Raw genomic sequence first — 25,221 nt, forward strand, 5'->3', positions numbered from 1 at the left:
CTACGAATGGGCGTGGAACATTGTCCAGCCCCACCCCGTCGGCCAGAGGTGGCCCGACACCACGAAACGGAGCCATAAAACAAAACGGGCACCCTTGCGGGCGCCCGTTCTGCGGTGATGCCAGGCCTTGCGGCGTGGGATCAGGCTTCGGCGACGACGACAACCTTGACGGTGGTCTCGACGTCGGCGTGCAGGTGGATCAGCACGTCGTACTCGCCGATGTTGCGGAAGGCGCCTTCGCCCAGGATGACTTCGCTCTTGCTGACCGGCAGGCCGGCAGCGGTGAAGGCATCGGCGATTTCGCGGGCGCCGACCGAGCCGTACAGCTTGCCTTCGGTCGAAGCGTTGGCCGGGATGGTCACGCTCGCGCCGTCCAGCTTGGCCTTGCGGGCGTCAGCTTCGGCGTGGATGGCCTGGGCCTTGGCTTCGTACTCGGCGCGCTTGGCTTCGAACTCGGCCTTGTTGCTCTCGGTGGCCGGCACGGCCTTGCCCTGCGGCACGAGGAAGTTACGGCCGTAGCCCGGCTTCACGTCGACCAGGTCGCCCAGGTTGCCGAGGTTGGTGACTTTCTGCAGGAGGATCAGCTGCATGGTATTGCTCCAGATGAGTTATTCGTTAGCGAGGCGATGCCCCGCAACAAAGGCTGTCCGAATAGCTGGCACAGCGGGGGCGGCACCGGGCCGCCCCGCCGGGCATCAGACGTCGTGGTTGTCGGTGTACGGGATCAGGGCCAGGAAGCGAGCGCGCTTGACGGCGGTCGCCAGCTGGCGCTGGTACTTCGACTTGGTACCGGTGACGCGGCTCGGCACGATCTTGCCGTTCTCGGTCAGGTACTGGCGCAGGGTGTTGAGATCCTTGTAGTCGATCTCCTTCACACCTTCAGCCGTGAACTTGCAGAACTTGCGGCGACGGAAGAACTTGGACATGGGAAGGCTCCTTAGGCGGCAGAAGCGGCGTCGTCGCCGGCTTCGTTGTCAGCGGTGGTGGTGGACTCGCCTTCTTCGTCGTCACGACGACGGCGCTCACCGCGCTCCGGCTTGTCACCCTTCTCGTCCTTGCTCTTCATGATCAGCGACTGCTCGGTGTCAGCCTCGTCACGCTTGATGACCAGGTTGCGCAGCACGGCGTCGTTGAAGCGGAAGCTCTCGGTCAGTTCGTTCAGAACGGCCTGGTCGGCTTCGATGTTCATCAGCACGTAGTGGGCCTTCACCAGGTTCTGGATCGGGTACGCCAGCTGGCGGCGGCCCCAGTCTTCCAGACGGTGGATGGTGCCGTTGCCGTTCTCGACCAGCGACTTGTAGCGCTCGATCATGGCCGGGACCTGCTCGCTCTGGTCCGGGTGGACCATGAACACGATTTCGTAATGACGACTCATGTTTTTTCTACCTTTCGGATGTGGCCTTGCGGCCGGACAGCCCCCCGCCGTTGAGACCGCGGTGGGGCAAGGGTTCCCGCCGGGTAGGCAGGAAGCCGCGCATTATGGCGCAGATGGGGAGGATGGGCAACCGGGGGTACCCGACATGCTGAACCGGGGTGCCCTGCCCCGGTGCCGATCAAGGTCGGCACCCACCAGGCGGGTAGCGCCGGGCCATGCCCGGCGGCCGGCCGTCAGGCCTTGTCGGCGTCGGTGGTGAAGCTTTCACCGCAGCCACACTCGGCGGTGGCGTTCGGGTTGCTGAACGTGAACGTCTCGCTCAGGCCGTGCTTGCCGAAGTCGATCACGGTGCCGTCCACCAGCGCCAGGCTCTTGGCGTCGACGTAGATCTTCACGCCGTCCTGGTCGAACACGGTATCGCCCTCGCGCTCGTCGCGGGCCAGGTCGGTGATGTGACCCCAGCCGGAGCAACCGGTCTTGGTCACGCCGAAACGCAGGCCCAGCGCGCCGGGGGTCTGGGCGACGAAGCGCTGCACGCGCTCGAAGGCAATGGGGGTCAGGCTGACGGCCATGGGGCTACTCCAGAGGTACGGGGACATTATAAGGAGCCGTTGCCGCGAAAAATGCCTCGCAAGCAGAACGCTGCAACCGGTAAACTCCCGTGTTCACAGATCGAGTCGATCAGCAGAGGATTCAAGTCATGACGGTGGTCAGCGTTGAACATGCGCTTGCCGGGAAGATCCCGGAAGGCGGCGAAGTCACGGTACGCGGATGGGTGCGCACGGTGCGCGGTTCAGCGAATCTGGCCTTCGTGAATGTGAGCGACGGCTCCTGCTTCGCCCCGATCCAGGTCGTGGCCAACGACACCCTGGCCAACTTCGACGAGATCAAGCGCCTGACCAGCGGCTGCTCGGTCATCGCCACCGGCACCCTGGTGAAGTCGCAGGGCAAGGGCCAGTCGTTCGAGATCCAGGCCAGCGCACTGGAAGTGGTCGGCTGGGTCGAAGACCCGCTCACCTACCCGATCCAGCCCAAGCCGATGTCGCCGGAGTTCCTGCGCGAAGTGGCACACCTGCGCCCGCGCACCAACCTGTTCGGTGCGGTCACCCGCATCCGCAACTGCCTGGCCCAGGCCGTGCACCGCTTCTTCCACGAGAACGGCTTCAACTGGATCAGCACCCCGATCATCACCACCTCCGACGCCGAAGGCGCCGGCCAGATGTTCCGCGTGTCCACCCTGGACATGGTGAACCTGCCGCGCGATGAGAGGGGCGCGATCGATTTCAGCCGTGACTTCTTCGGCAAGGAAACCTTCCTGACCGTGTCCGGCCAGCTGAACGTCGAGGCTTACTGCCTGGCGCTGAGCAAGGTCTACACCTTCGGCCCGACCTTCCGCGCCGAGAACAGCCACACCACCCGCCACCTGGCGGAATTCTGGATGATCGAGCCGGAAATCGCCTTCGCCGACCTGGCTGAAGACGCACGCCTGGCCGAAGAGTTCCTGAAGTACCTGTTCCGCGCGGTGCTGAACGAGCGCGGCGACGACCTGGCCTTCATCGCCGAGCGCGTGGACAAGAACGCAATCACCAAGCTGGAAGACTTCATCAACGCACCGTTCGAGCGCATCGACTACACCGATGCGGTCACCCTGCTGCAGAAGTCCGGCAGGAAGTTCGACTTCCCGGTCGAATGGGGCCTGGACCTGCAGACCGAGCACGAGCGCTGGCTGACCGAGGAACACGTCGGCCGCCCGGTGGTGGTGACCAACTATCCGGAGCACATCAAGGCCTTCTACATGCGCCTGAACGACGACGGCAAGACCGTCGCCGCGATGGACGTGCTGGCCCCGGGCATCGGCGAGATCATCGGCGGCAGCCAGCGCGAAGAGCGCCTGGACGTGCTGGATGCGCGCATGGCCCAGTTCGGCCTGGATCGCGAGCACTACAGCTGGTACCGCGATTTCCGCCGCTATGGTTCGGTGCCGCACGCCGGCTTCGGCTTGGGCTTCGAGCGCCTGGTGGTCTACGTCTGCGGGCTGTCCAACATCCGCGATGCGATCCCCTACCCGCGCGCCCCCGGCAGCGCGGACTTCTAAGCCCCACACGACCACGGAGGTACTGCCCCATGACCCTGTTCTTCGCCCTCTGTTTCGTCGGCGTTGCAGTGGCCGGGTTCAGTGCCTTCGTGATCTTCTGGCCGCTGACCCTGGTGCATGTGCGCGACCGCCATCCGGCGCTCGCCGAGCGCTTCGGCAGCGGCGCCTTCCTCAAGCCCGATGCCCTGGCCTGGCTGCTGCGCCGCGACTATCGCAAGCAGCCGGACCGCTCGCTGTCCGGGCTGGCGACGCCGGCCTGGGTATCGCTGCTGACCCTGCTGGCCGGACTGGGCATGGCCGCCCTGCTCTGGCTGGTCTCGCTCTGGTAACACACCCATGAATGACCTCACCGCCTCGCGCGACAGCTGGTGGCTGGCCAGCCTCGGCAACACCCTGATCTGGGCGCGCCTGCGCGTGCGCCCGGCCGGCACCGCCGAAGTGCTCGACAGCGATGGCAACACGCTGAGCTATGACAGCGAAGACACCGCCCGTTCGCAGCTGTTCGACGCCGAGTTCGTCGAGTACGACGGCCTGGACGAAGAAGACGCGCTGGTGCGCGGCTTCAGCCTGCACGAAGTGCAGCCGCCGCAGGCCGACAGCGACGAGGGCCTGCGTGGCCGCATGATCCAGTCGCTGGGCGGGCGCGCCTGAACCCAGCATGTTCACCCCGCGCGCCTTCGCCGAGACCGACCTGCTCTGGCTGGACCGCCTGCTGGCGCGCGATCCATTCGTCACCGTGCTCACCCCCGGCAGCGATGGCCTGCCGGAGCTGACCCGGATGCCGGTGCTGTACCGGCGTGACGGCGAACAGATCGAACTGCGCGGCCACTGGGCCCGCGCCAACCCGCAGTCGCGCCACAGCGGCGCGGCCAAGGTGCTGGTCGACGGCCCGCACGGCTATGTCTCGGCCAGCTGGTACCCGGACAAGGAACCTGCGGCGCGGGTGCCGACCTGGAACTACGCCGCTGCCGAACTGCGTGGCCAGCTGCAGACCTTCGACGACACTGATGCGCTGGCCGAACTGGTCGGTACGATCAGCGACCGTTTCGAAGCCAGTGTCTGCCAGGCCTGGCAGTTCGATGCCACGCGTGCCGAACACGGCCCGGAGCTGCGCGCCATCGTCGGCTTCCGTTTCCAGGTCGAGCAGGTGCAGCTCAAGCTCAAGCTGAGCCAGAACCATCCCGACGCCAACCAGCGCGCCGTGATCGCCGAACTGGAACAGCTCGGCACCTCCTCTTCCACCGAGTTGGCGCAGTGGATGCGCTGGCATCGCGAACAGGCCGCCCGCAGCGACTGAACGCCCCAGATTCCCGCGACGACGCAGCCGGATGGCTGCGGCGCGCCCCCACCCGACGCCAGGGACCCGTACATGAAAGACATCCACAAGCTGCTGCAGAACAACCGCGACTGGGCCGACCGCATCGAGAAGGAAGACCCCGAGTTCTTCCACCAGCTGGCCAAGCAGCAGCACCCGGAATACCTGTGGATCGGCTGCTCCGATTCGCGCGTGCCGGCCAACCAGATCATCGGCATGGCCCCGGGTGAAGTGTTCGTGCACCGCAACGTCGCCAACGTGGTCGCCCACACCGACCTGAACTGCCTGAGCGTGGTGCAGTACGCGGTGGACCAGCTGAAGGTGAAGCACATCCTGATCGTCGGCCACTACGGCTGCGGCGGTGTGCATGCCTGCCTGCACAACACCCGCGTCGGCCTGGCCGACAACTGGCTGCGCCATGTGGGCGACGTGATGCAGAAGCACACCGGCATCCTCGATGCGATCGAGACCGATGAGCTCAAGCACGCTCGCCTGTGCGAACTGAACGTGATCGAGCAGGTTGCCAACCTGTGCCGCTCGACCATCGTGCAGGACGCCTGGGCCCGCGGCCAGAAGCTGATGGTGCATGGCTGGGTCTACAGTCTGAAGGACGGACGCGTGCGCGAGATGGGCATCGACGTCGGTTCGCAGGAAGAGCTGCAGCCGGCGTATGAAAAGGCCCTGTCCTACATTCCGCGCAAGGGCAAGCGCGACTGATCCCTTACGGATGACCACCATGCTCGCTTCGCCGATCAACCTGCACGCCTGGATCGAAGAAAACCGCCACCTGCTGAAGCCACCGGTGGGCAACAAGATGATCGACAACGGCGACTTCATTGTGATGGTGGTGGGCGGGCCGAACTCGCGTACCGACTTCCACTACGACGAAGGCCCGGAGTGGTTCTACCAGCTCGAAGGCGAGATGGTGCTGAAGGTGCAGGAAGACGGCGCGGTGCGCGACATTCCGATCCGCGCCGGCGAGATCTTCCTGCTGCCGGCAAAGGTGCCGCACTCGCCGCGGCGTCCGCCCGGTGGCATCGGCCTGGTGGTCGAGCGCAAGCGCCTGCCGCATGAGATGGACGGTGTGATCTGGCATTGCGAACACTGCAACCACAAGCTGCACGAAGAGTACTTCCCGCTGCAGAACATCGAAACCGATCTGCCCAAGGTGTTCGCGCGTTACCACGCCAGCCTGGAGCTGCGTACCTGCAGCCAGTGCGGGCACGTGGATCCGCTGCCGGTGCCTGCGGCGGGCTGAGCACCTGCCCCTGTAGAGCCGAGCCCATGCTCGGCTTCGTGGCCCGGCAGCCGAGCATGGGCTCGGCTCTACAGGTTCGGCGGCAGGCACGCCGCCAAGCGCTACACTGGCAGCCCCGTTGCAGCCTGTTGCCCGACCATGTCCGACCTGCTCAGCCGCACCCACGCCATCGCCCTGGACGCCGCCGATCCGCTGCGCCCGCTGCGCAATGAATTCCTGATTCCGCGCCATGGTGGCGGCGAGCAGACCTACTTCGTCGGCAACTCGCTGGGGCTGCAGCCGCGTGGCGCACAGGCGGCCGTGCAGGAAGTGATGAAGCAGTGGGGCGAGCTGGCCGTGGAAGGCCACTTCACCGGCCCGACGCAGTGGCTGTCCTACCACCGTCTGGTGAGCGCGCAGCTGGCCCGCGTGGTCGGAGCATTGCCCAGCGAAGTGGTGGCGATGAACACGCTGAGCGTGAACCTGCACCTGATGATGGTCAGCTTCTACCGGCCAACGGCCGAGCGCCCGGTGATCCTGATGGAGGCCGGTGCATTCCCGACCGACCGTCATGCGGTGGAAGCACAGATCCGCTTCCATGGTTTCGACCCGACCGAGTGCCTGGTGGAAGTGCAGCCGGACGAGGCCAACGGCACGATCTCGCTGGCCGCGATCGAGCACGCCATTGCCGAACACGGCCCGCGCCTGGCGCTGGTGCTGTGGCCCGGCGTGCAGTACCGCACCGGCCAGGCTTTCGACCTGGATGCGATCACCCGTGCCGCCCGCCTGCAGGGCGCACGCATCGGCTTCGACCTGGCGCACTCGGTCGGCAACCTGCCGCTGCGCCTGCATGACATCGCACCCGACTTCGCCGTGTGGTGCCACTACAAGTACCTCAACAGCGGCCCTGGCGCGGTTGCCGGCGCCTTCGTGCACGAGCGCCACCATCGCGACACCAGCCTTCCGCGTTTCGCCGGCTGGTGGGGCCATGAAGAGTCCACCCGCTTCCAGATGGCACCACAGTTCACCCCGGCCATCGGCGCCGAAGGCTGGCAGCTGAGCAACCCGCCGATCCTCGGCCTGGCACCGCTGCGTGCCTCGCTGGAGCTGTTCGAGCGTGCCGGCATGGAGGCGCTGCGCAGCAAATCGCTGGCACTCACCGGCATGCTCGAAGCACTCGTACGCGCGCGCCTGCCGCAGGTGCTGGACATCATCACCCCGGCCGACCCGCAGCGTCGCGGCTGCCAGTTGTCGCTGCGCGTGATCGGGGGCCGCGAACGTGGCCGCGCACTGTTCGAACACCTGCGCGGCATCGGCGTGCTCGGCGATTGGCGCGAACCCGACGTGATCCGTATTTCGCCCACCCCGCTCTACAACCGCTACCTGGACGTGCACCACTTCGTCGAGGAAGTGGAAGCCTGGGCCGGCCTCTAAGCCGGTCCCTTCCCCTACTGCTGGACAGTTCGTTGATCGCACACGCTTCCCGCTCGTTGAGCATTATCGGTGCCGGCCTTGCCGGGTCCCTGCTGGCCATCCTGCTGTCACGCCAGGGCTGGCGCATCACCCTGTACGAGCGCCGCGGCGATCCGCGCGTGGCCGACTACGAGAGCGGCCGCTCGATCAACCTGGCGCTGGCCGAGCGTGGGCGCAATGCGCTGCGCCAGGCCGGCGTGGAAGACGAGGTGATGGCGCGCGCGGTGATGATGCGCGGCCGCATGGTGCACCCGCGCGAAGGCGAACCGCAGCTGCAGCGCTATGGCCGTGATGACAGCGAAGTGATCTGGTCGATCCACCGCAGCGACCTGAACACCACGCTGCTGGAACTGGCCGAACAAGCCGGCGCCACCGTGCACTTCCATCGCCGCCTGCACACCGTCGATTTCGATGCCGGCTACGCGCGCTTCATCGATGATCGCGACGACAGCCCGCACGACATCCGCTTCGACACCCTGATCGGTGCGGACGGCGCCGGCTCGGCGCTGCGCGCGGCGATGAACCGCCGTGCGCCGCTGGGAGAGGACATAGCCTTCCTCGACCACTCCTACAAGGAGCTGGAGATCCCGCCGGCCGCAGATGGCAGCTTCCGCATCGAGCGCAACGCACTGCACATCTGGCCGCGCGGCCACTACATGTGCATCGCCCTGCCCAACCACGAAGGCACCTTCACCGTCACCCTGTTCCTGCCCAACCAGGGCGAGCCCAGCTTCGCCACGGTCAACACCGGCGTACAGGCCGAGGCGCTGTTCGCGCGGGAGTTCGCCGACACCTTGCCGTTGATCCCGAACCTGCGCGCGGACTGGGAACAGCACCCACCCGGTCTGCTTGGCACGCTGACGCTCGATCGCTGGCACCAGCAGGGCCGCGCCGTACTGATCGGCGATGCTGCGCACGCGATGGTGCCGTTCCACGGCCAGGGCATGAACTGCGCATTCGAGGATTGCGTGGCTCTGGCCCGCCATCTGATGGAAGCGGACGACCTGGAAGGCGCGTTCGAAGCCTTCGAAGCCGAGCGCAAGCCGAATGCACGTGCCATCCAGCAGATGGCGCTGGAGAACTACCTGGAGATGCGCGACCGCGTGGCCGATCCTGCGTTCCTTCTGCAGCGCGACCTGGAGCAGGAACTGCAGCGGCGCTGGCCGACCCGCTTCGTACCGCATTACACGATGGTCACTTTCCTGCACACGCCCTACGCCGAGGCGCTGCGCCGCACCGAACTGCAGCGCGAGATGCTGGCGGCGGCCACTGCAGGTCACCACTCACTGGACAACATCGACTGGACGGCACTGGAAGCGCAGATCCACGCGCAGCTGCCGATCCTGGAGGGCGCGCACTGATGGCTGACAGCTTCCTGTTCTACGATCTGGAAACCTTCGGCCAGGACCCGCGACGCACGCGCATCTCCCAGTACGCCGCCATCCGTACCGACGCCGACCTCAACGAGATCGATACCCCGGTCAGTTTCTTCGTGCGCCCGGCCGACGACCTGCTGCCCTCGCCGATGGCCACCCTGGTCACCGGCATCACCCCGCAGCAGGCCCTGGCCGAGGGCATCAGCGAGGCCGAAGCCTTCGACCGCATCAACGAGCAGCTGTCGCGCCCCGGCACCTGCGCACTGGGATACAACACCCTGCGCTTCGACGATGAATTCGTCCGCTACGGCCTGTTCCGTAACTTCCATGACCCCTACGAACGCGAGTGGCGCAACGGCAATTCGCGCTGGGACCTGCTGGACATGCTGCGACTCATGCGCGCGATGCGTCCGGACGGCATCCAGTGGCCGCTGCGCGAGGACGGCGCCACCTCGTTCAAGCTCGAGCACCTGGCCGAGGCCAACAACGTGCGCGAAGGCGACGCGCACGAAGCGCTGTCCGACGTGCGCGCCACCATCGGCATGGCACGCCTGTTCAAGCAGTCGCAGCCGCGGCTGTGGGAGTACGCGCTGAAGCTGCGCGACAAGCGCTTCGTCGGCAGCCTGCTGGACGTGACCGCGATGAAACCCGTGCTGCACATTTCCATGCGCTACCCCGCCAGTCGCCTGTGCGCGGCGCCGGTGCTGCCCTTGGCCGTGCATCCCACCATCAGCAACCGCGTGATCGTGTTCGACCTGGATGGCGACATCGACGACCTGCTGGCACTGCCGGCCGAGGTGATCGCACAGCGCCTGTACATGCGCGCCAGCGAACTGCCCGAAGGCGCGGCGCGGGTGCCACTGAAGGAAGTGCATCTGAACAAGGTGCCAGCACTGATCGCCTGGAACCACCTGCGCGCCGATGACCACGCGCGACTCGGCCTGGACGTGGCCGCGATCGAGGCCAAGGTCGAGCGCCTGCGCGCGTTCGCCCCGCAGCTGGCCGAGAAGGCGCGCCAGGTCTACAACCAGCCCCGTGCGGCCACCGTGGCCGACGTCGATGCCTCGCTGTACGACGGCTTCCTCGGCAATGGCGACAAGCCGCTGCTGGCGCTGGCCCGCACCACAGCGCCGGAACAGCTGGCCGCGCTGGAAGGCCGCTTCCGCGACCCGCGCCTGCCCGAACTGCTGTTCCGCTACCGCGCGCGCAATCATCCCGACAGCCTCGCGCCGCCTGAACGCCAGCGCTGGCAGGATTACCGCCGCCAGCGCCTGCTCGGAGACGGCGGCCTGGGCGAACTCAACCTGCCCCAGTACCAGCAGCAGCTCGATGCACTGGCCGCCGAAGCGCCCGATGACACCCGGCGCCAGGCCCTGCTGCAAGCGCTGCGCGACTGGGGCCAGCAGCTGCAGGAGACCTTGTGAGTACCTATTTCTCGGACGCCAGCTTCAAGTTCCTGCGCAGCCTGGCGCGGCATAACGAAAAGGCGTGGTTCAACGATCACCGCCAGCAGTATGAAGACCACGTCCGGCAGCCGTTCCTGCGCCTGCTGGGTGACCTGCAGCCAGCGCTGGCGGAGATCAGCGACCACTTCCGCGCCGATACCCGTGGCGTCGGTGGCTCGCTGTTCCGCATCCACCGCGACGCGCGCTTCTCCAACGACAAATCCCCGTACAAAACCTGGCAGGGTGCGCGCCTGTTCCATGAGCGCCGCCGCGAAGTGGCCGCGCCTTCGTTCTACGTGCACCTGCAACCGGGCGAGAGCTTCGTTGGCGCCGGCCTGTGGCATCCAGAACCGGAGACCCAGCGCCGCGTGCGCCACTTCATCCTCGACAACCCGGGCAGCTGGAAGGCGGCCGCGCATGCTCCCGCGCTGCGCAAGCGCTTCGACTTCGAGGAGAGCGAAAAACTGGTGCGTCCACCGCGCGGCTTCCCGGCCGATTTCGAGTTCATCGACGACCTCAAGCATCGCAACTGGGTGATGTGGCGCTCGCTGGACGACGCCACCATGACCGGCCCTCGCCTGCTGTCCACGCTCGGCAGGGATCTGGCAGGGCTGGGCCCGTTCGTCGACTATCTGTGCGCGGCACTGGACTTGGAATTTTGATGCCGTTGGCGCACCAACGCCGCACGCTGGGCCGCACCGGCCTGGCGGTTTCGCCGGTGGGCCTGGGCTGTTCCGGCTTCTGGGGGCATCGCCGGTTCCCGGAACAGTCGGCCGCGCACGTGGTCGGGCATGCACTGGCACAGGGCGTCAACCTGTTGGACACCGGTCACAACTACTCCGGTTTCCACGCCGAGCCGCGGCTGGGCCGCATCCTGCGCCCGTTGCTGAAGCGATACCCGCGCGAGTCGCTGGTGATCTCCAGCAAGGGCGGCACGCTGACCGGCCAGGCCGGCACCAGCGGCGCCGAGCAGCGCAATTTCTCGCCCGCCGCCATCACCGCCAGCTGCGAAGCCTCGCTGCGCAACCTCGGCCTGGATTACCTCGATATCTACCAGCTGCACGGTGCCAGCCAGCACGACATCAACGATGACCTGCTGGCCGCACTGCAGCGACTGCGCGAACGCGGGCTGATCCGGCACACCGGCATCAATACGCACACGGCGTCGACCCTGTGCTGGATGATCGACCATCCCATGCTGTTCGATGTGGTGCTTCTGGACTACAACGCCCTGCAGCAGGACCGTGAACCGCTGATCGACCAGTTGCACGCGGCGGGCATCGGCGTGCTGGCCGGCACCGTGCTGGCGCAGGGCCATCTGCTGCCGTCACACGCCCGCCTGCCGCGCCCGGCCGACGCCTGGTACCTGGCCAGAGCCTGGCTCAAGCCAAGCAGCCGCGCACTGATGCACAGTGCACGCCGGATGCGCCACGCCATCGCTACCATCCGCAGCCAGCGCCCCGCCCAGACCGCGTTTGCCTACGCCCTGGGCCATCCCGGCGTGGCCAGCGGCATCCTCGGCACCACCCGCACCGTCAGCCTGGACGAAGTACTGGCGACGCGGCTTGAGGCACTGACCGCAGCCGAACGCCAGCAGCTGGTGAACGCCTTCGGTGATGGGCGCGGATCACCCAGTCATTGAGTCTTCACCCCATGCCGCTGCGGTTGCGGCAGTCTGTGCGGCATGAAGAAACTCACTGTACTCGTTGTGCTGCTGGTCCTGGCCTTGGCCGCCTGGTGGTTCGGTGGCCCCTACATGACCGTGCGCGGGCTGTCCCAGGCCATTGAACAGCGCGACACCGCGCGCCTGGAGCGCTACGTGGATTTCCCGCGCGTGCGCAGCAGCCTGCGGGCGCAGCTCAACGACTACCTGGTGCGCCAGGCCGGCCCGGATGTGGCGGCCAGTCCCTTCGGTGCCCTGCTGTATGGGTTGGGCGACCAGCTAGGCGGTGCCGCGGTGGACACCATGGTGACCCCGACCGGTATCGGCGCGATGCTGCAGGGCCACGTGCTGTGGAAGCGCGGCCGCAATGAACTGCAGGGCGGCGATGCCTTCGGCCCGACCGAGCCGGCGCGACCGCTGAAGCATGCCGAGCATCATTTCGAAGCGCTGGACCGCTTCGTGATCGATGTCGATCGCGGCCCCGGCCAGCCGCCGATGAAGGTCGTGCTGGAGCCGCAGGGCCTGCGCTGGAAGGTGGTGGACCTGCAGCTGGGGATGTCGGGCAGCCCTTGATCGTACCCGGGGCCTGAGGGCGATGCCGACCTAGGTTGGCAACTACCGGGGCATGCGGCTCTGGTAGATGCCCACCTTGGTGGGCGCCGATGCATGGCAGTGCCAACCGACGGTCGGCACCTACCCGGCATGGCTTCAGCCTTCGTTGGCGACGCCGTGCGGTACGTGGCCGGCGGCCACATGCTCGCGGGCGCTGTCGATGTTGTGCTGCGAATCATCGAAGAAGATGTCGGCGCCGAACGCCTGCAGGAACGGGCCCTTGTGGCGGCCGCCGAGGAACAGCGCCTCGTCCAGGCGCACGCCCCACTCGCGCAGGGTGCGGATCACCCGCTCGTGCGCCGGTGCCGAGCGTGCGGTCACCAATGCGGTGCGGATCGGTGCGCTTTCGCCGGCCGGGAAGACTTCCTGCAGCGTATGCAGGGCCGACAGGAAGCCACGGAACGGGCCGCCACTGAGCGGTTCCCGGGCACGTTCGCGCTCGTGGCGGCCAAACGCTTCCACGCCCTGCTCGCGCGAAATGCGCTCGCTCTCATCACCGAAGATCACCGCATCACCGTCGAAGGCGATGCGCAGCTGCCCGGCCGGGCGGGTGATGTCGATCTGATCGGCTGCCGCCGCGGCGGTTTCGCCGGGCGGCTTGGGCAGGATGGTGGCCGCAGCGATGCCATGGCGCAACGCGCTGCGCACTGATTCCGGGTTGGCCGACAGGAACAGGTCGGTGCCGAACGGCTTCACGTAGGGCCAGGTCGGCTCGCCGGCGGTGAACGTCGCGCGGATGATGCCCAGGCCGTAGTGCTGGATCGAGTTGAAAATGCGCAGGCCGGTATCGGCCGAGTTGCGCGACAGCAGGATGACCTCGACCCGCGGGTTCTCCGGGCTGGCGCCCTGGTTCAACGCCAGCAGCTTGCGCACCACCGGGAACGCCACACCCGGGCCGAGGATGTCGTCTTCGTGCTGACGCTGGAACTCGGCATAGGCCGCCACGCCATCGCTCTCGAACAACGCGTGGCTTTCCTCGAGGTCGAACAGCGCGCGCGAGGTCACCGCGACGGTCAGCAAACGGGGGGAGTTGTCGCCCATCGGTGGGGGTCCTTCAAGCGGTCGGCATGGCCGGCCGCCTATTGTCCTCAAAAAACGAACTGTTCGCTCAGGATCCGGTCTTCCAGATTGTGCTCCGGGTCGAACAGCAGGGTCACGCGGCGGTCCTTCGACTCGCGGATGGTCACCTCGACCACGTCGCGGGTCTCGTGCGAATCGGCGGTCACGCTGACCGGACGCTTGTACGGATCAAGCACGCGGAAGCGCACTTCGGTATCCGCCTTCAGGATCGCGCCGCGCCAGCGCCGTGGGCGATAGGGCGCCAACGGCGTCAGCGCGATGGTGTGCGAGCCCAGCGGCAGCACCGGGCCATGCGCGGAATAGTTATAGGCGGTGCTGCCGGCCGGGGTGGCCACCAGCACGCCGTCGCCGATCAGTTCAGCCACGCGCTCCTGGCCGTTCAGGTCGATGCCGATATGCGCGGCTTGCCGGGTCTGCCGCAGCAGCGAGACATCGTTGTAGGCCAGCGAACCGGTACTGGTGCCCGATTCGGTCAGCGCGACCATTTCCAGCGGGCGCAGGTTGGCCGGTTCGGCGCGCGCAATGCGGGCCTGCACGTCATCGTCGCCACGGTACTGGTTCATCAGGAAACCGACCGTGCCCAGCTTCATGCCGAACACCGGCTTGCCCAGGTGCCCGTGCCGGTGCAGGGTCTGCAGCATGAAGCCGTCGCCACCCAGCGGGCACAGTACGTCGGCCTGCTCCGGCGTGTGATCGCCATAACGCGAAATCATCGCCGCGCGAGCCATCTGCGCAGGTTCGGTGGTGCTGGCCAGGAAAGCGATGCGGGGGGTGTCGCTCATCGGTGGATCCGGGGGGAAGGCATGAGGGAGAGCATAACCGAGCGCCGGAGGTTGGACTCCGCTGGGCGGATGACCGGCCCGTCCGCCGGGACACGCCGTAAACCCATTCCTGGGGGCTCGGTCGCGCCATCCATGGCGCTCACGGTCCCGGCGGACGGGCCGGACATCCACCTGACAGGTCGACGGCCGGCGTCGGGTCAGTGATCGCAGAATAGACAGGCAAAAACAGAACGGCCCCGCTTTCGCGGGGCCGCTGTGTTTCACGCATGCCGGGCAGCGCCCGGCGTTACATCACTTACGCACCGTGCGCGGCCAGCTGGCCCAGGCGCTGGACTGCGACCGAAACGGTCGGGTAGTCCAGGGTCTTCTGCTCGGCCAGTTCGGCCAGCATCGCCAGGGTGAAGCGCAGGCTGTTGTCGTCACGGCCCATCCAGGCTGCGACCTTGGCCTCCGCGCTGCTGCCCTTGGTGCCCAGCACCTGGCCGGCCAGGTTGCGGTGGTTGGCCGCCAGTTCGTCACGCAGCACGCCACGTGCCACGGCGTGCCAACGACCGTTGACCTCCAGCGCGTCGACCTGCTCGAACAGCCACGGCAGCTGCAGGGCATCGCCCAGGCGGAAGTGGACCTTGGACACGTCCACCGGCTTCAGCTTGCGGGTGCGGGCCAGTTCGATGATGTCGAACGCCGGCTCCAGGAAGTGCAGTTCGGCCAGCTGCTGCGCCAGCGCGGACGGCAGGCCCTTTTCCTTCCACTCGGCCACCAGGGCTTCGTAGGTCGGACGCTGCGAATCCGGCAGCACACCCGAAGCAACGCGGATGTCGTTGAACGGACCCTGGTAGCGGTTGACCGCTTCGGTGATGCCCGGCATCGCACCCGGGCGCGACAGCAGCCAGCGCACGAACGAGCGCTGCAGCTTCCAGATCACTTCCAGCGCATCGATCTGCACCGACTCCGGCACTTTGCCGTCGAGGGCATCGATCTGCGCCCACAGCGCGCGTGCATCCAGCGTTTCGCGGCTGATGGTGTAGGCCTTGGCGACCTCGGCGATGGAACGGCCGGTGTCTTCCTGCATGCGCATCAGGAAGGTAGCGCCCATGCGGTTGATGGTCTGGTTGGTCACGGCCGTGGCGATGATTTCGCGCTTCAGGCGGTGACGCTCCATCGCGTCGGCGTACTTCTTCTGCAGCGGGGTCGGGAAGTAGCGCTGCAGTTCCTTGGACAGGTACGGATCTTCCGGGATGTCCGAATCCAGCAGCTGGGCGAACGCCACCAGCTTGGAGTAGGACAGCAGCACCGACAGTTCCGGACGGGTCAGGCCCTGGCCACGTGCCTTGCGCTGGGACAGCTCGGCGTCGGACGGCAGGAACTCGATCTGGCGGTCGAGCAGCCCCTGCTGTTCCAGGGTACGGATGAAGTGCTGCTTGGAACCCAGGCGCTTGACCGCCATCCGCTCCATCAGGCTCAGGGCCTGGTTCTGGCGGTAGTTGTCATTCAGCACCAGCTCTGCGACTTCATCGGTCATCGAGGCCAGCAGCTTGTTGCGCTGCTCGACGGTCAGCTTCTTGGCCCGCACCACATCATTGAGCAGGATCTTGATGTTGACTTCATGGTCGGAGGTGTCGACACCGGCCGAGTTGTCGATGAAGTCGGTGTTGAGCAGCACGCCGGCCTGCGCGGCTTCGATGCGGCCCAGCTGGGTCATGCCCAGGTTGCCGCCCTCGCCCACTACCTTGCAGCGCAGCTCGCCACCATTCACGCGCAGCGCGTTGTTGGCGCGGTCGCCGACATCGCTGTGCTGCTCGCTGGCAGCCTTCACGTAGGTACCGATGCCGCCGTTCCACAGCAGGTCGACCGGTGCCTTCAGGATCGCGCTCATCAGATCGTTCGGCGACAGCGCCTTGACGTTGTCGTCCAGGCCCAGCGCTTCACGCACCTGCGGGGTGATCTCGATCGACTTCAGGCTGCGCGGATAGATGCCGCCGCCCTTGCTGATCAGCTTGGCATCGTAGTCCGCCCAGCTCGAACGCGGCACGGTGAACAGGCGCTCACGTTCGACGAACGTGGTGGCCGCATTCGGGTTCGGGTCCAGGAAGATGTGGCGGTGGTCGAATGCAGCGACCAGGCGGATGTGGCGCGACAGCAGCATGCCGTTGCCGAACACGTCGCCGGACATGTCGCCGACGCCGACCGCGGTGAAGTCCTGGCTCTGGCTGTCACGACCCAGCGCACGGAAGTGGCGCTTGACCGACTCCCACGCACCGCGTGCGGTGATGCCCATGCCCTTGTGGTCGTAACCGACCGAACCACCGGAGGCGAATGCATCGCCCATCCAGAAGCCGTGCGCAATGGCCAGGCCGTTGGCGATGTCGGAGAAGGTCGCGGTGCCCTTGTCGGCCGCCACCACCAGGTACGGATCGTCCATGTCGTGGCGCACGACATCCACCGGCGGCACGATCTTGTTGTTGACGATGTTGTCGGTGATGTCCAGCAGGCCCTGGATGAACAGCTTGTAGCAGGCCACGCCGTTGGCGAAGATCGCATCGCGATCGCCATTCACCGGCGGCATCTTGGCGAAGAAGCCACCCTTCGCGCCGACCGGCACGATGACGGTGTTCTTGACCATCTGCGCCTTGACCAGGCCCAGCACTTCGGTACGGAAGTCTTCGCGACGATCCGACCAGCGCAGGCCACCACGGGCCACGGCGCCAAAGCGCAGGTGGGTACCTTCCACGCGCGGGCCGTAGACGAAGATTTCGCGGTACGGGCGCGGCTTCGGCAGGTCCGGCACCAGCGCCGAATCGAACTTGAAGCTGATGACATGGCCGTGCTGGCCGTTGGCATCGGTCTGGTAGTAGCTGGTACGCAGGGTCGCGTCGATCACACCCATGAACGAGCGCAGGATGCGGTCCTCGTCCAGGCTGGACACGCGGTCCATCAGCTTCAGCAGCGCATCGCGCGCAGCCTGCATCTGTGCGTCGCGGTCACCCTTGCGGGCGTCGACCACGGTCTTGAGCACCTTCAGGGTGGCGTCGTCGCCAGCAGCCAGCACATCGAAGTGGGCCTTCAGCTGGGCCTGGCCGGCAGCGATGTCGTCCTTGCTCTCGTGGCCGGTGGCCGGATCGAAGCGCGCTTCGAACAGCTCGACCAGCAGGCGGGCCAGCAGCGGGTAGCGCGCGAAGGTGCCTTCCACGTAGGCCTGCGAGAACGGCACGCCGGTCTGCAGCAGGTACTTGCAGTAGCCACGCAGCATGGCGACCTGGCGCCAATGCAGGCCGGCAGCCAGCACCAGGCGGTTGAAGCCATCGTTCTCGGCATCGCCGTGCCAGACGCGGGCGAAGGTCTCGCCGAAGGCTTCATCGACGCTGGCGGCATCGATCGCGCCGGCGGTCGATTCGACCTCGAAGTCCTGCACGTACACCGGCGCGTTGTCGACCGACAGGCGGTACGGACGCTCGGCGATCACGCGCAGGCCCATGTTTTCCATCATCGGCAGCGCATCCGACAGCGGAATGTCGTCCAGCTGGCGATACAGCTTCAGGCGCAGGCCATCGCCGCTTTCGCGCGGCACGGCCTGCAGGCTCAGGCGCAGGTCGTCCGGGCCGGTCAGGGCGTCGAGCTGACTGACATCGTTGGCGGCAACCGCGGTGCTGTTGTCTTCGATGTAGCCGGCCGGCAACGCCTTGCCGATGCGGGCGGCGATGCGCAGGCCTTCGGTCTCGCCATGGCGGGACACCAGCGCTTCGCGCAGGTCGTCCTGCCAGTTGCGCAGCACCTGGGCCAGCTTCTGCTCCAGTTCGGCGGTATCGACGTCGAGCATTTCACCCGGCTTCGGGCGCACGATCAGGTGCACCTGGGCCAGCGGCGATTCGCCCAGCACCACCGAGCTGTCCACGTACTCGCCGTGCAGCGCTTCCTTCAGCATTGCTTCGATGCGCAGGCGCACGTCGGTGTTGAAGCGCTCGCGCGGCAGGTAGACCAGCGCGGAAATGAAACGGCTGTACTTGTCGCGGCGCAGGAACAGGCGGCTGCGCACGCGCTCCTGCAGGCCCAGCACGCCCATCGCGGTGCGGAACAGTTCGTCCTCGCTGGACTGGAACAGTTCTTCGCGCGGCAGGGTTTCCAGGATGTGGCGCAGGGCCTTGCCGCTGTGGCTGGCCGGGGCCAGGCCCGACTGCTTCATCACGTGCTCGTGGCGCTGGCGCACCAGCGGGATTTCCCACGGGCGACGGTTATAGGCGCTGGAGGTGAACAGGCCGAGGAAGCGCTGCTCGCCGATGATCTTGCCCTTGGCGTCGAATTCCAGCACGCCGATGTAGTCCATGTAGCCGGCGCGGTGCACCCGCGAACGGGCATTGGTCTTGGTCAGGATCAGCGCGTCCTTCAGCCCGGACGTGGTGTTCAGGCCCTGCGCGGCCAGGGTCTTGACCGGACGGGCGGCGGACTTGTCCTTGCCGCGCATCAGGCCCAGGCCGGTGTCGTTCAGCGGCGCCAGCACGTCTTCCTTGCCCTGCTTCTCGACGCGGTACTCGCGGTAGCCGAAGAAGGTGAAGTGGTTGTCGGCGGCCCAGCGCAGGAACTCCTGTGCTTCCTTGCGCGACGCGTCGTCGACCGGCAGCTGGCGGCTGCCCAGGTCGTCGGCCAGTGCCAGCGCCTTGTCCTTCATCGGCTGCCAGTCGCGCACGATCGCACGCACTTCGTCCAGCGCCTTGTTGATGGCCTGCTCGATGGCGGCCATGGCGTCGGCCGGCTGGCGGTCGATCTCCAGCAGCATCACCGACTCGGCATCGCCTTCGCCGACCTTGACCAGCTTGCCGGCCTTGTCGCGGGTGAAACGCAGCACCGGGTGGCCCAGCACGTGGACACCCACGCCCTGTTCGGCCAGCGACATGGTGACGGTGTCGACCAGGAACGGCATGTCGTCGTTGACGATCTGCAGCACGGTGTGCGGCGACTCCCAACCGTTGGCCTTCGCGGTCGGATTGAACACGCGGACGTTGGCCTTGCCGGCCTTGCGGGCACGGGCGAATTCCAGCGTCTCAGCCGCGAGAGCGGCCCACTCTTCAGCGCTGTGGTGCGGGAACTCGTCCGACTCCATGCGCTTGTAGAAGTCAGTGGCAAATGCCACTGCTTCGGCCTGTGCGGCCGCGGGGTAGCGCTTGCGCAAGGCCGTGTACACCGGCTCCAGGGAGAAACCAGCGGTCACTGCGACCTCCGCTTCTGCTGGTTTGGTCTTGTTTTTCACGGTCTTGGCTGCGGTTTTTTGCGGTTTCATGGCAGAGCGATGCGCTTGCTCAGTTGGGAAAATGAAATTGTAGCCCTACCGCACGAAAAGGCCTTGCTGCAGGACGGAATAACCAGATTCGGGTTTGCTGCGGTTTAGACGCCTATTCAGTTCGCACCGGTATGGTGCTGGCGCCCGCTTCAGCACTGCCGACAGGATCGGCAAAGCGCGTTACCGGAAGACACACGCGGCGACACCGATTCGATTCCACAATCCTGAACTGGACGGTATAGTCCACCGCGTGAATCCGGCCTACCTCCCCGTTGCCCTCGACGCACGCGATGAGCGCGTGTTCGATGCCGTGCGCGAGCTGCTGGCCCAGCAGGGCATGCAGATGAGCATGGATGCGGTGGCCCAGCACGCCGGCTGCTCCAAGCAGACCCTGTACTCGCGTTACGGCAGCAAGCAGGAACTGCTGCGCCGGGTGATGCAGCGCCACGTCGGCCACGCCACCGGCGCCATGGTTCGTGCACTCCGCACTGACGACCTGCGTGCCAGCCTGCTCCAGTTCGCCACCGACTTTCTGGAGCACTTCAACCAACCGCACGTGGGCCAGGCCTGTCGGCTGATCGCCGCCGATGCATCCCAGTTTCCCGAAGAGGCGCGTACGCTGTACCGGCATGGTGCCGGCGCGCTGACGCTTCATCTTGCTGAATGGATTGAAACCGTTTGCATGCGAGGCCAGCTCCGGCATGACGACCCGCACTTCATGGCCGAACTGCTGCTGAGCATGATCGCCGGTCAGGATTTCGACAAACAGCGCTTCCATACCCCCCATCGTGATGACGCGCAGCTGCGTCGGCGCTGGGCAGAGTTCTCCGTCGACAGCTTCCTGCGCGCCTTCGCGCCTCAGCCGTCGCCGGCCCCGTCTTCAAACCAACCCCGGAGTTCCTCCTGATGACCGCCCCACTCCGCACCCTTGCCTTGACGTGCGCCGTTGCTGTCGCGCTGGCTGCCTGCAAGAAGCCGGAACAGCAGACGCCCCCGCCGCCGGAGGTGGGCGTGATCGACGCCAAGCCGCAGACCCTGCCGCTGCAGCGTGAGCTGGTCGGCCGCCTGTCGCCGTTCCGCAGCGCCGACGTGCGTGCGCGCGTGCCGGGCGTACTGCTCAAGCGCGTCTACCAGGAAGGCTCCCAGGTCAAGCAGGGGCAACCCCTGTTCCTGATCGACCCGGCGCCGCTGCGTGCCTCGCTCAACGCCTCCGAGGCCCAGCTGGCTTCGGCCCGCGCCACCTACGCCAATGCCAAGGTGGCCGCCGACCGCGCCCGTTCGCTGGCGCCGCAGCAGTTCGTCTCCAAGTCCGACCTGGACAACGCCGAATCGGCCGAACGCACCGCGCTGGCCGCGGTCAAGCAGGCCGAAGCGGCGGTGACCTCCTCGCGCATCAGCCTGGGCTATACCGAAGTGACCGCACCGATCAGTGGCGTGGCCAACAAGCAGCAGGTCACCGAGGGCGCACTGGTCGGCCAGGGCGATGTGACCCTGCTGACCACCGTCGACCAGCTCGACCCGCTGTACGTGAACTTCTCGCTGAGCGTGGATGAGCTGACCCAGCTGCGTGCGCAGCAGGCCAAGGGCGCGCTGGCGCTGTCGGGTGACGGCAAGGCCACGGTCAACGTCAAGCTGGCCGACGGCACCACTTACAGCGAGCCGGGCACGCTGGACTTCTCTTCGACCACGGTCGACCCGGCCACCGGCGCGGTGTCGCTGCGTGCGCTGCTGCCGAACCCGCAGCAGATCCTGCTGCCGGGTGCCTTCGTCAGCTTCCAGGCCAACCTGGGCGAGCGCAACAACGCCTACCTGGTGCCGCAGCAGGCACTGCTGCGTGACACCACCGGCGGCTACGTGATGGTGGTCGGTGCCGACGGCAAGGTCATCCGCAAGAACGTGAAGACCGACGGTGCACAGAACGGCAACTGGCTGGTCAGCGACGGCCTGGCCGCCGGTGACAAGGTGATCGTGGCCGGCGTGCAGAAGGTCAAGGAAGGCGCACCGGCAGTCGCCAAGCCGTGGACCCCGGGGCAGGACGCCAACGGCAAGCCTGCCGCAGGCGGCGCCGCTCCGGCGGGCGCGGCACCGGCCGCAGGCAAGGCACCGGCCGACGCGGCCAAGCCCGAGCAGGCCGATGCGGCCAAGCCGGCAGCCACCGATTCGAACAAGCAGTAACGGGAACCTTCCGTCATGCCTAAATTTTTCATCGAACATCCAGTCTTCGCCTGGGTGGTTGCGATCCTGATCTCGCTCAGCGGCGTGATCGCGATCCTCAACCTGGGCGTGGAGTCCTATCCCAACATCGCCCCGCCGCAGGTCACCGTCTCGGCCACCTACCCGGGTGCCAGTGCCGACACCACGGAGAAGTCGGTCACCCAGGTGATCGAGCAGCAGCTGACCGGTATCGATCACCTGCTGTACTTCAGCTCCTCGTCCGCCTCCAACGGCCGTGCACAGATCACCCTGACCTTCGAGACCGGTACCGATCCGGACATCGCCCAGGTGCAGGTGCAGAACAAGGTCTCGCTGGCCACGCCACGCCTGCCCTCGGAAGTCACCCAGCAGGGCGTGGTGGTGGCCAAGGCCAACGCCGGCTTCCTGATGGTGGTGGCGCTGCAGTCCGATACCCCCGCCATCAACCGTGACGCCCTGAACGACATCGTCGGTTCGCGCGTGCTCGACCAGGTCTCGCGTATCCCCGGCGTCGGCAGCACGCAGCAGTTCGGTTCCGAGTACGCCATGAACATCTGGCTGAACCCGGAAAAGATGCAGGGTTATGGCCTGTCGGCCAGCCAGGTGCTGGCGGCGGTGCGCGCGCAGAACGTGCAGTTCGCCGCCGGTGCGCTGGGTTCGGACCCGTCGCCGGAAGGCCAGCACTTCACCGCCACGGTCTCGGCCGAAGGCCGCTTCAGTTCGCCGCAGGAGTTCGAGAACATCATCCTGCGCGCCAATGCTGACGGTTCGCGCGTGCTGCTGAAGGACATCGCCCGCGTTGCCTTCGGTGCCAACAACTACGGCTTCGACACCCAGTACAACGGCAAGCCGACCGGCGCCTTCGCCATCCAGCTGCTGCCGGGCGCCAATGCCCTGAACGTGGCCGATGCGGTGCGCGCCAAGATGGACGAACTGCAGCCCAGCTTCCCGGCCGGCGTCACCTGGTTCTCGCCGTACGACAGCACCACCTTCGTCAAGATCTCGATCCAGGAAGTGGTCAAGACGCTGTTCGAGGCGGTGTTCCTGGTGTTCCTGGTGATGCTGATCTTCCTGCAGAACTTCCGCGCCACCCTGATCCCGACCCTGGTCATCCCGGTGGCCCTGCTCGGTACCTTCCTGGGCATGTGGATGATCGGCTTCACGATCAACCAGCTGACCCTGTTCGCGATGGTGCTGGCGATCGGCATCGTGGTCGATGACGCGATCGTGGTGATCGAGAACGTCGAACGCATCATGACCGAGGAAGGCCTGGCGCCGAAGCCGGCCACGCAGAAGGCGATGACCCAGATCACCGGCGCGGTGGTGGCGATCACCGTCGTGCTGGCTGCGGTGTTCATCCCGTCCGCCCTGCAGGGCGGCGCCGCCGGTGAGATCTACAAGCAGTTCGCCCTGACCATCGCCATCTCGATGGCGTTCTCGGCGTTCCTGGCCCTGGGCTTCACCCCGGCGCTGTGCGCGACTTTCCTCAAGCCGACGCACAACGACAACCCGAACATCATCTACCGCACCTTCAACAAGTACTACGACAAGATCAGCCACACCTACGTGGGCCACATCACCTCGGCGGTGCGGCATGCGCCGCGCTGGATGATCCTGTTCGTGGTGCTGACCGCTCTGTGCGGTTTCCTGTTCACCCGCATGCCGGGCAGCTTCCTGCCGGAAGAGGACCAGGGCTATGCGCTGGCGATCGTGCAGCTGCCGCCGGGCTCGACCAAGGGCCAGACCAACGAAGTGTTCGCGCAGATGCGTGGCATCCTGGAAAAGCAGGATGGCTATGAAGGCATGCTGCAGGTGGCCGGTTTCAGCTTCGTCGGTTCCGGCGAGAACGTGGGCATGGGCTTCATCCGCCTGAAGCCGTGGGAGGAACGCAAGTTCACCGCGCCGGAGTTCATCCAGAACATGAACGGCGCGTTCTATGGCATCAAGGAAGCGCAGATCTTCGTGGTCAACCTGCCCACCGTGCAGGGCCTTGGCCAGTTCGGTGGCTTCGACATGTGGCTGCAGGACCGTAGCGGTGCCGGTTACGAGCAGCTGACCCAGGCCCGCAACATCCTGCTCGGCCAGGCCGCGCAGAAACCGGACCACCTGGTCGGTGTGCGCCCGAACGGCCTGGAAAACGCGCCGCAGCTGCAGCTGCACGTGGATCGCGTGCAGGCGCAGTCGATGGGCATGTCGGTGTCGGACGTGTACAGCACCATCCAGCTGATGCTGGCCCCGGTGTACGTCAATGACTTCTTCTATGAAGGCCGCATCAAGCGCGTGACCATGCAGGCCGATGGCCCGTACCGCACCGGCCAGGAGTCGCTGAAGAGCTTCTACAGCCCGTCCAGCCTCACCACCAATGCCGACGGTACCAACGCGATGATCCCGCTCAACACGGTGGTCAAGTCCGAATGGGTGTCGGCACCGCCGTCGCTGAGCCGCTACAACGGCTACTCGGCGATCAACATCGTCGGTTCGCAGGCACCGGGCACCAGCTCGGGTGAGGCGATGCAGACCATGGAGGCGATCGTCAACGACGACCTGCCGGCCGGTTTCGGCTACGACTGGTCCGGCATGTCCTACCAGGAAATCCTGGCCGGCAACGCGGCGACGCTGCTGCTGGTGCTGTCGATCGTAGTGGTGTTCCTGTGCCTGGCCGCGTTGTATGAAAGCTGGTCGATCCCGGTGGCGGTGCTGCTGGTAGTGCCGCTGGGCGTGCTCGGCGCCCTCGGCCTGTCCATGCTGCGTGGCCTGCCGAACGACCTGTTCTTCAAGATCGGCCTGATCACCGTGATCGGCCTGGCGGCGAAGAACGCGATCCTGATCGTCGAGTTCGCGGTGGAGCAGCGCGCAGCTGGCAAGACCCTGCGTGATGCCACCATCGAGGCGGCACGCCTGCGTTTCCGACCGATCCTGATGACCTCGTTCGCGTTCATCATGGGCGTGATCCCGATGGCGATCTCCACCGGCGCCGGCGCCAACTCCCGCCACGCCATTGGTACCGGCGTGATCGGCGGCATGCTGTTCGCCACCCTGCTCGGCCTGTTGATGATCCCGGTGTTCTTCGTGGTCGTGCGCCGCATGCTGGGCGACAAGCTGGATGAACCGTCCAAGGAGTTCATGGAACGCCAGCGTGATGCGGATGCTGCACACCGCCCGGATCGTTGATCCGGTGGTGAGCTGAAACGAGAAAGGCCCCGGAGCGATCCGGGGCCTTTTTTCTGCTTTTGAATGCATCCCAACCAAGGTTGGCATCTACCAGAGCAACGACATGCCCGACGGCTGGCAATCACCAGAGCT

At 66.4% G+C, this 25,221-nt stretch carries 22 protein-coding genes; 15 read left to right on the top strand and 7 right to left on the bottom strand.

Annotated features, from left to right (window positions below):
- Nucleotides 1-140: 140 nt before the first annotated feature.
- The 4 genes from rplI to ARC63_RS11360 form a co-directional block, all read right to left on the bottom strand.
- Nucleotides 141-590, bottom strand: coding sequence for a 50S ribosomal protein L9 (rplI, locus tag ARC63_RS11345; RefSeq protein ID WP_043398478.1), 450 nt, complete (start codon nucleotides 588-590; stop codon nucleotides 141-143).
- Between the two features lie 105 nt (nucleotides 591-695).
- On the bottom strand, nucleotides 696-926 hold the full coding sequence (gene rpsR / locus ARC63_RS11350) for a 30S ribosomal protein S18 (RefSeq protein ID WP_002804494.1): 231 nt from the start codon (nucleotides 924-926) through the stop codon (nucleotides 696-698).
- Between the two features lie 11 nt (nucleotides 927-937).
- Nucleotides 938-1,375, bottom strand: coding sequence for a 30S ribosomal protein S6 (gene rpsF, locus ARC63_RS11355; RefSeq protein WP_006452997.1), 438 nt, complete (start codon nucleotides 1,373-1,375; stop codon nucleotides 938-940).
- A gap of 233 nt (nucleotides 1,376-1,608) precedes the next feature.
- Nucleotides 1,609-1,947, bottom strand: coding sequence for a HesB/IscA family protein (locus tag ARC63_RS11360; protein ID WP_006376495.1), 339 nt, complete (start codon nucleotides 1,945-1,947; stop codon nucleotides 1,609-1,611).
- A 128-nt stretch (nucleotides 1,948-2,075) separates the two neighbouring features.
- Here ARC63_RS11360 and asnS point away from each other — a divergent pair, with 128 nt between their 5' ends.
- The 12 genes from asnS to ARC63_RS11420 all read left to right on the top strand — a co-directional run bounded on the left by asnS (nucleotide 2,076) and on the right by ARC63_RS11420 (nucleotide 12,552).
- Complete coding sequence (gene asnS / locus ARC63_RS11365) at nucleotides 2,076-3,470, top strand: asparagine--tRNA ligase (protein WP_057503338.1); 1,395 nt, start codon at nucleotides 2,076-2,078, stop codon at nucleotides 3,468-3,470.
- Between the two features lie 29 nt (nucleotides 3,471-3,499).
- Nucleotides 3,500-3,799, top strand: coding sequence for a hypothetical protein (locus ARC63_RS11370; protein WP_057503339.1), 300 nt, complete (start codon nucleotides 3,500-3,502; stop codon nucleotides 3,797-3,799).
- A 7-nt stretch (nucleotides 3,800-3,806) separates the two neighbouring features.
- Nucleotides 3,807-4,121, top strand: coding sequence for a hypothetical protein (locus tag ARC63_RS11375; protein WP_053443271.1), 315 nt, complete (start codon nucleotides 3,807-3,809; stop codon nucleotides 4,119-4,121).
- A gap of 7 nt (nucleotides 4,122-4,128) precedes the next feature.
- Entirely contained in the window at nucleotides 4,129-4,767 is a 639-nt protein-coding gene (locus ARC63_RS11380) for an FMN-binding negative transcriptional regulator (protein WP_057503340.1), read from the top strand.
- A 72-nt stretch (nucleotides 4,768-4,839) separates the two neighbouring features.
- Nucleotides 4,840-5,502, top strand: coding sequence for a carbonate dehydratase (gene can, locus ARC63_RS11385; RefSeq protein WP_010480460.1), 663 nt, complete (start codon nucleotides 4,840-4,842; stop codon nucleotides 5,500-5,502).
- A gap of 19 nt (nucleotides 5,503-5,521) precedes the next feature.
- On the top strand, nucleotides 5,522-6,043 hold the full coding sequence (locus tag ARC63_RS11390) for a 3-hydroxyanthranilate 3,4-dioxygenase (protein WP_029379697.1): 522 nt from the start codon (nucleotides 5,522-5,524) through the stop codon (nucleotides 6,041-6,043).
- A gap of 138 nt (nucleotides 6,044-6,181) precedes the next feature.
- A complete protein-coding gene (gene kynU, locus ARC63_RS11395; RefSeq protein ID WP_010480455.1) occupies nucleotides 6,182-7,456 on the top strand; it encodes a kynureninase in 1,275 nt (424 codons plus the stop codon).
- Nucleotides 7,457-7,488: 32 nt separating this feature from the next.
- A complete protein-coding gene (locus tag ARC63_RS11400) occupies nucleotides 7,489-8,856 on the top strand; it encodes an FAD-dependent oxidoreductase (protein WP_057503341.1) in 1,368 nt (455 codons plus the stop codon).
- The gene (gene sbcB, locus ARC63_RS11405) at nucleotides 8,856-10,295 is read left to right on the top strand and encodes an exodeoxyribonuclease I (protein WP_057503342.1); all 1,440 of its coding nucleotides are present in this window, start codon (nucleotides 8,856-8,858) and stop codon (nucleotides 10,293-10,295) included. The genes ARC63_RS11400 and sbcB overlap by 1 nt, the downstream gene beginning before the upstream one ends.
- Entirely contained in the window at nucleotides 10,292-10,978 is a 687-nt protein-coding gene (locus ARC63_RS11410; RefSeq protein ID WP_049436750.1) for a DUF2461 domain-containing protein, read from the top strand. Before sbcB ends, ARC63_RS11410 begins: the two co-directional genes overlap by 4 nt.
- Nucleotides 10,978-11,958, top strand: a complete 981-nt coding sequence (locus tag ARC63_RS11415; RefSeq protein WP_057503343.1) for an aldo/keto reductase — start codon at nucleotides 10,978-10,980, stop codon at nucleotides 11,956-11,958. The genes ARC63_RS11410 and ARC63_RS11415 overlap by 1 nt, the downstream gene beginning before the upstream one ends.
- Before the next feature lie 42 nt (nucleotides 11,959-12,000).
- Nucleotides 12,001-12,552 carry a DUF2939 domain-containing protein gene (locus tag ARC63_RS11420; RefSeq protein WP_057503344.1) on the top strand — a complete coding sequence of 184 codons (552 nt, stop codon included), beginning with the start codon at nucleotides 12,001-12,003 and terminating at the stop codon, nucleotides 12,550-12,552.
- A gap of 135 nt (nucleotides 12,553-12,687) precedes the next feature.
- Here ARC63_RS11420 and ARC63_RS11425 read toward each other — a convergent pair whose 3' ends face one another.
- The 3 genes from ARC63_RS11425 to ARC63_RS11435 form a co-directional block, all read right to left on the bottom strand.
- A complete protein-coding gene (locus ARC63_RS11425; RefSeq protein ID WP_010480444.1) occupies nucleotides 12,688-13,632 on the bottom strand; it encodes a 5'-nucleotidase in 945 nt (314 codons plus the stop codon).
- 47 nt (nucleotides 13,633-13,679) lie between these two features.
- Nucleotides 13,680-14,453, bottom strand: a complete 774-nt coding sequence (locus ARC63_RS11430; RefSeq protein WP_010480442.1) for an NAD kinase — start codon at nucleotides 14,451-14,453, stop codon at nucleotides 13,680-13,682.
- A gap of 295 nt (nucleotides 14,454-14,748) precedes the next feature.
- Complete coding sequence (locus tag ARC63_RS11435) at nucleotides 14,749-19,725, bottom strand: NAD-glutamate dehydrogenase (RefSeq protein WP_057503345.1); 4,977 nt, start codon at nucleotides 19,723-19,725, stop codon at nucleotides 14,749-14,751.
- Nucleotides 19,726-19,975: 250 nt separating this feature from the next.
- Here ARC63_RS11435 and ARC63_RS11440 point away from each other — a divergent pair, with 250 nt between their 5' ends.
- Genes ARC63_RS11440 through ARC63_RS11450 form a run of 3 tightly spaced genes read left to right on the top strand, consistent with a single transcriptional unit; the run spans nucleotide 19,976 to nucleotide 25,089 of the window.
- On the top strand, nucleotides 19,976-20,632 hold the full coding sequence (locus tag ARC63_RS11440; RefSeq protein ID WP_010480437.1) for a TetR/AcrR family transcriptional regulator: 657 nt from the start codon (nucleotides 19,976-19,978) through the stop codon (nucleotides 20,630-20,632).
- Complete coding sequence (locus ARC63_RS11445; protein WP_010480436.1) at nucleotides 20,632-21,900, top strand: efflux RND transporter periplasmic adaptor subunit; 1,269 nt, start codon at nucleotides 20,632-20,634, stop codon at nucleotides 21,898-21,900. Before ARC63_RS11440 ends, ARC63_RS11445 begins: the two co-directional genes overlap by 1 nt.
- 15 nt (nucleotides 21,901-21,915) lie before the next feature.
- Nucleotides 21,916-25,089, top strand: coding sequence for a multidrug efflux RND transporter permease subunit (locus tag ARC63_RS11450; protein WP_057503346.1), 3,174 nt, complete (start codon nucleotides 21,916-21,918; stop codon nucleotides 25,087-25,089).
- Nucleotides 25,090-25,221: the final 132 nt, after the last annotated feature.

This window comes from Stenotrophomonas geniculata ATCC 19374 = JCM 13324 (genome assembly GCF_001431625.1).
Classification (GTDB): Bacteria; Pseudomonadota; Gammaproteobacteria; order Xanthomonadales; family Xanthomonadaceae; genus Stenotrophomonas; species Stenotrophomonas geniculata.

Coding starts and splice junctions, on each gene's coding strand:
- rplI (WP_043398478.1), bottom strand. CDS start 590: ATGCAGCTGATCCTCCTGCAGAAAGTCACCAACCTCGGCAACCTGGGC.
- rpsR (WP_002804494.1), bottom strand. CDS start 926: ATGTCCAAGTTCTTCCGTCGCCGCAAGTTCTGCAAGTTCACGGCTGAA.
- rpsF (WP_006452997.1), bottom strand. CDS start 1,375: ATGAGTCGTCATTACGAAATCGTGTTCATGGTCCACCCGGACCAGAGC.
- ARC63_RS11360 (WP_006376495.1), bottom strand. CDS start 1,947: ATGGCCGTCAGCCTGACCCCCATTGCCTTCGAGCGCGTGCAGCGCTTC.
- asnS (WP_057503338.1), top strand. CDS start 2,076: ATGACGGTGGTCAGCGTTGAACATGCGCTTGCCGGGAAGATCCCGGAA.
- ARC63_RS11370 (WP_057503339.1), top strand. CDS start 3,500: ATGACCCTGTTCTTCGCCCTCTGTTTCGTCGGCGTTGCAGTGGCCGGG.
- ARC63_RS11375 (WP_053443271.1), top strand. CDS start 3,807: ATGAATGACCTCACCGCCTCGCGCGACAGCTGGTGGCTGGCCAGCCTC.
- ARC63_RS11380 (WP_057503340.1), top strand. CDS start 4,129: ATGTTCACCCCGCGCGCCTTCGCCGAGACCGACCTGCTCTGGCTGGAC.
- can (WP_010480460.1), top strand. CDS start 4,840: ATGAAAGACATCCACAAGCTGCTGCAGAACAACCGCGACTGGGCCGAC.
- ARC63_RS11390 (WP_029379697.1), top strand. CDS start 5,522: ATGCTCGCTTCGCCGATCAACCTGCACGCCTGGATCGAAGAAAACCGC.
- kynU (WP_010480455.1), top strand. CDS start 6,182: ATGTCCGACCTGCTCAGCCGCACCCACGCCATCGCCCTGGACGCCGCC.
- sbcB (WP_057503342.1), top strand. CDS start 8,856: ATGGCTGACAGCTTCCTGTTCTACGATCTGGAAACCTTCGGCCAGGAC.
- ARC63_RS11415 (WP_057503343.1), top strand. CDS start 10,978: ATGCCGTTGGCGCACCAACGCCGCACGCTGGGCCGCACCGGCCTGGCG.
- ARC63_RS11420 (WP_057503344.1), top strand. CDS start 12,001: ATGAAGAAACTCACTGTACTCGTTGTGCTGCTGGTCCTGGCCTTGGCC.
- ARC63_RS11425 (WP_010480444.1), bottom strand. CDS start 13,632: ATGGGCGACAACTCCCCCCGTTTGCTGACCGTCGCGGTGACCTCGCGC.
- ARC63_RS11430 (WP_010480442.1), bottom strand. CDS start 14,453: ATGAGCGACACCCCCCGCATCGCTTTCCTGGCCAGCACCACCGAACCT.
- ARC63_RS11435 (WP_057503345.1), bottom strand. CDS start 19,725: ATGAAACCGCAAAAAACCGCAGCCAAGACCGTGAAAAACAAGACCAAA.
- ARC63_RS11445 (WP_010480436.1), top strand. CDS start 20,632: ATGACCGCCCCACTCCGCACCCTTGCCTTGACGTGCGCCGTTGCTGTC.
- ARC63_RS11450 (WP_057503346.1), top strand. CDS start 21,916: ATGCCTAAATTTTTCATCGAACATCCAGTCTTCGCCTGGGTGGTTGCG.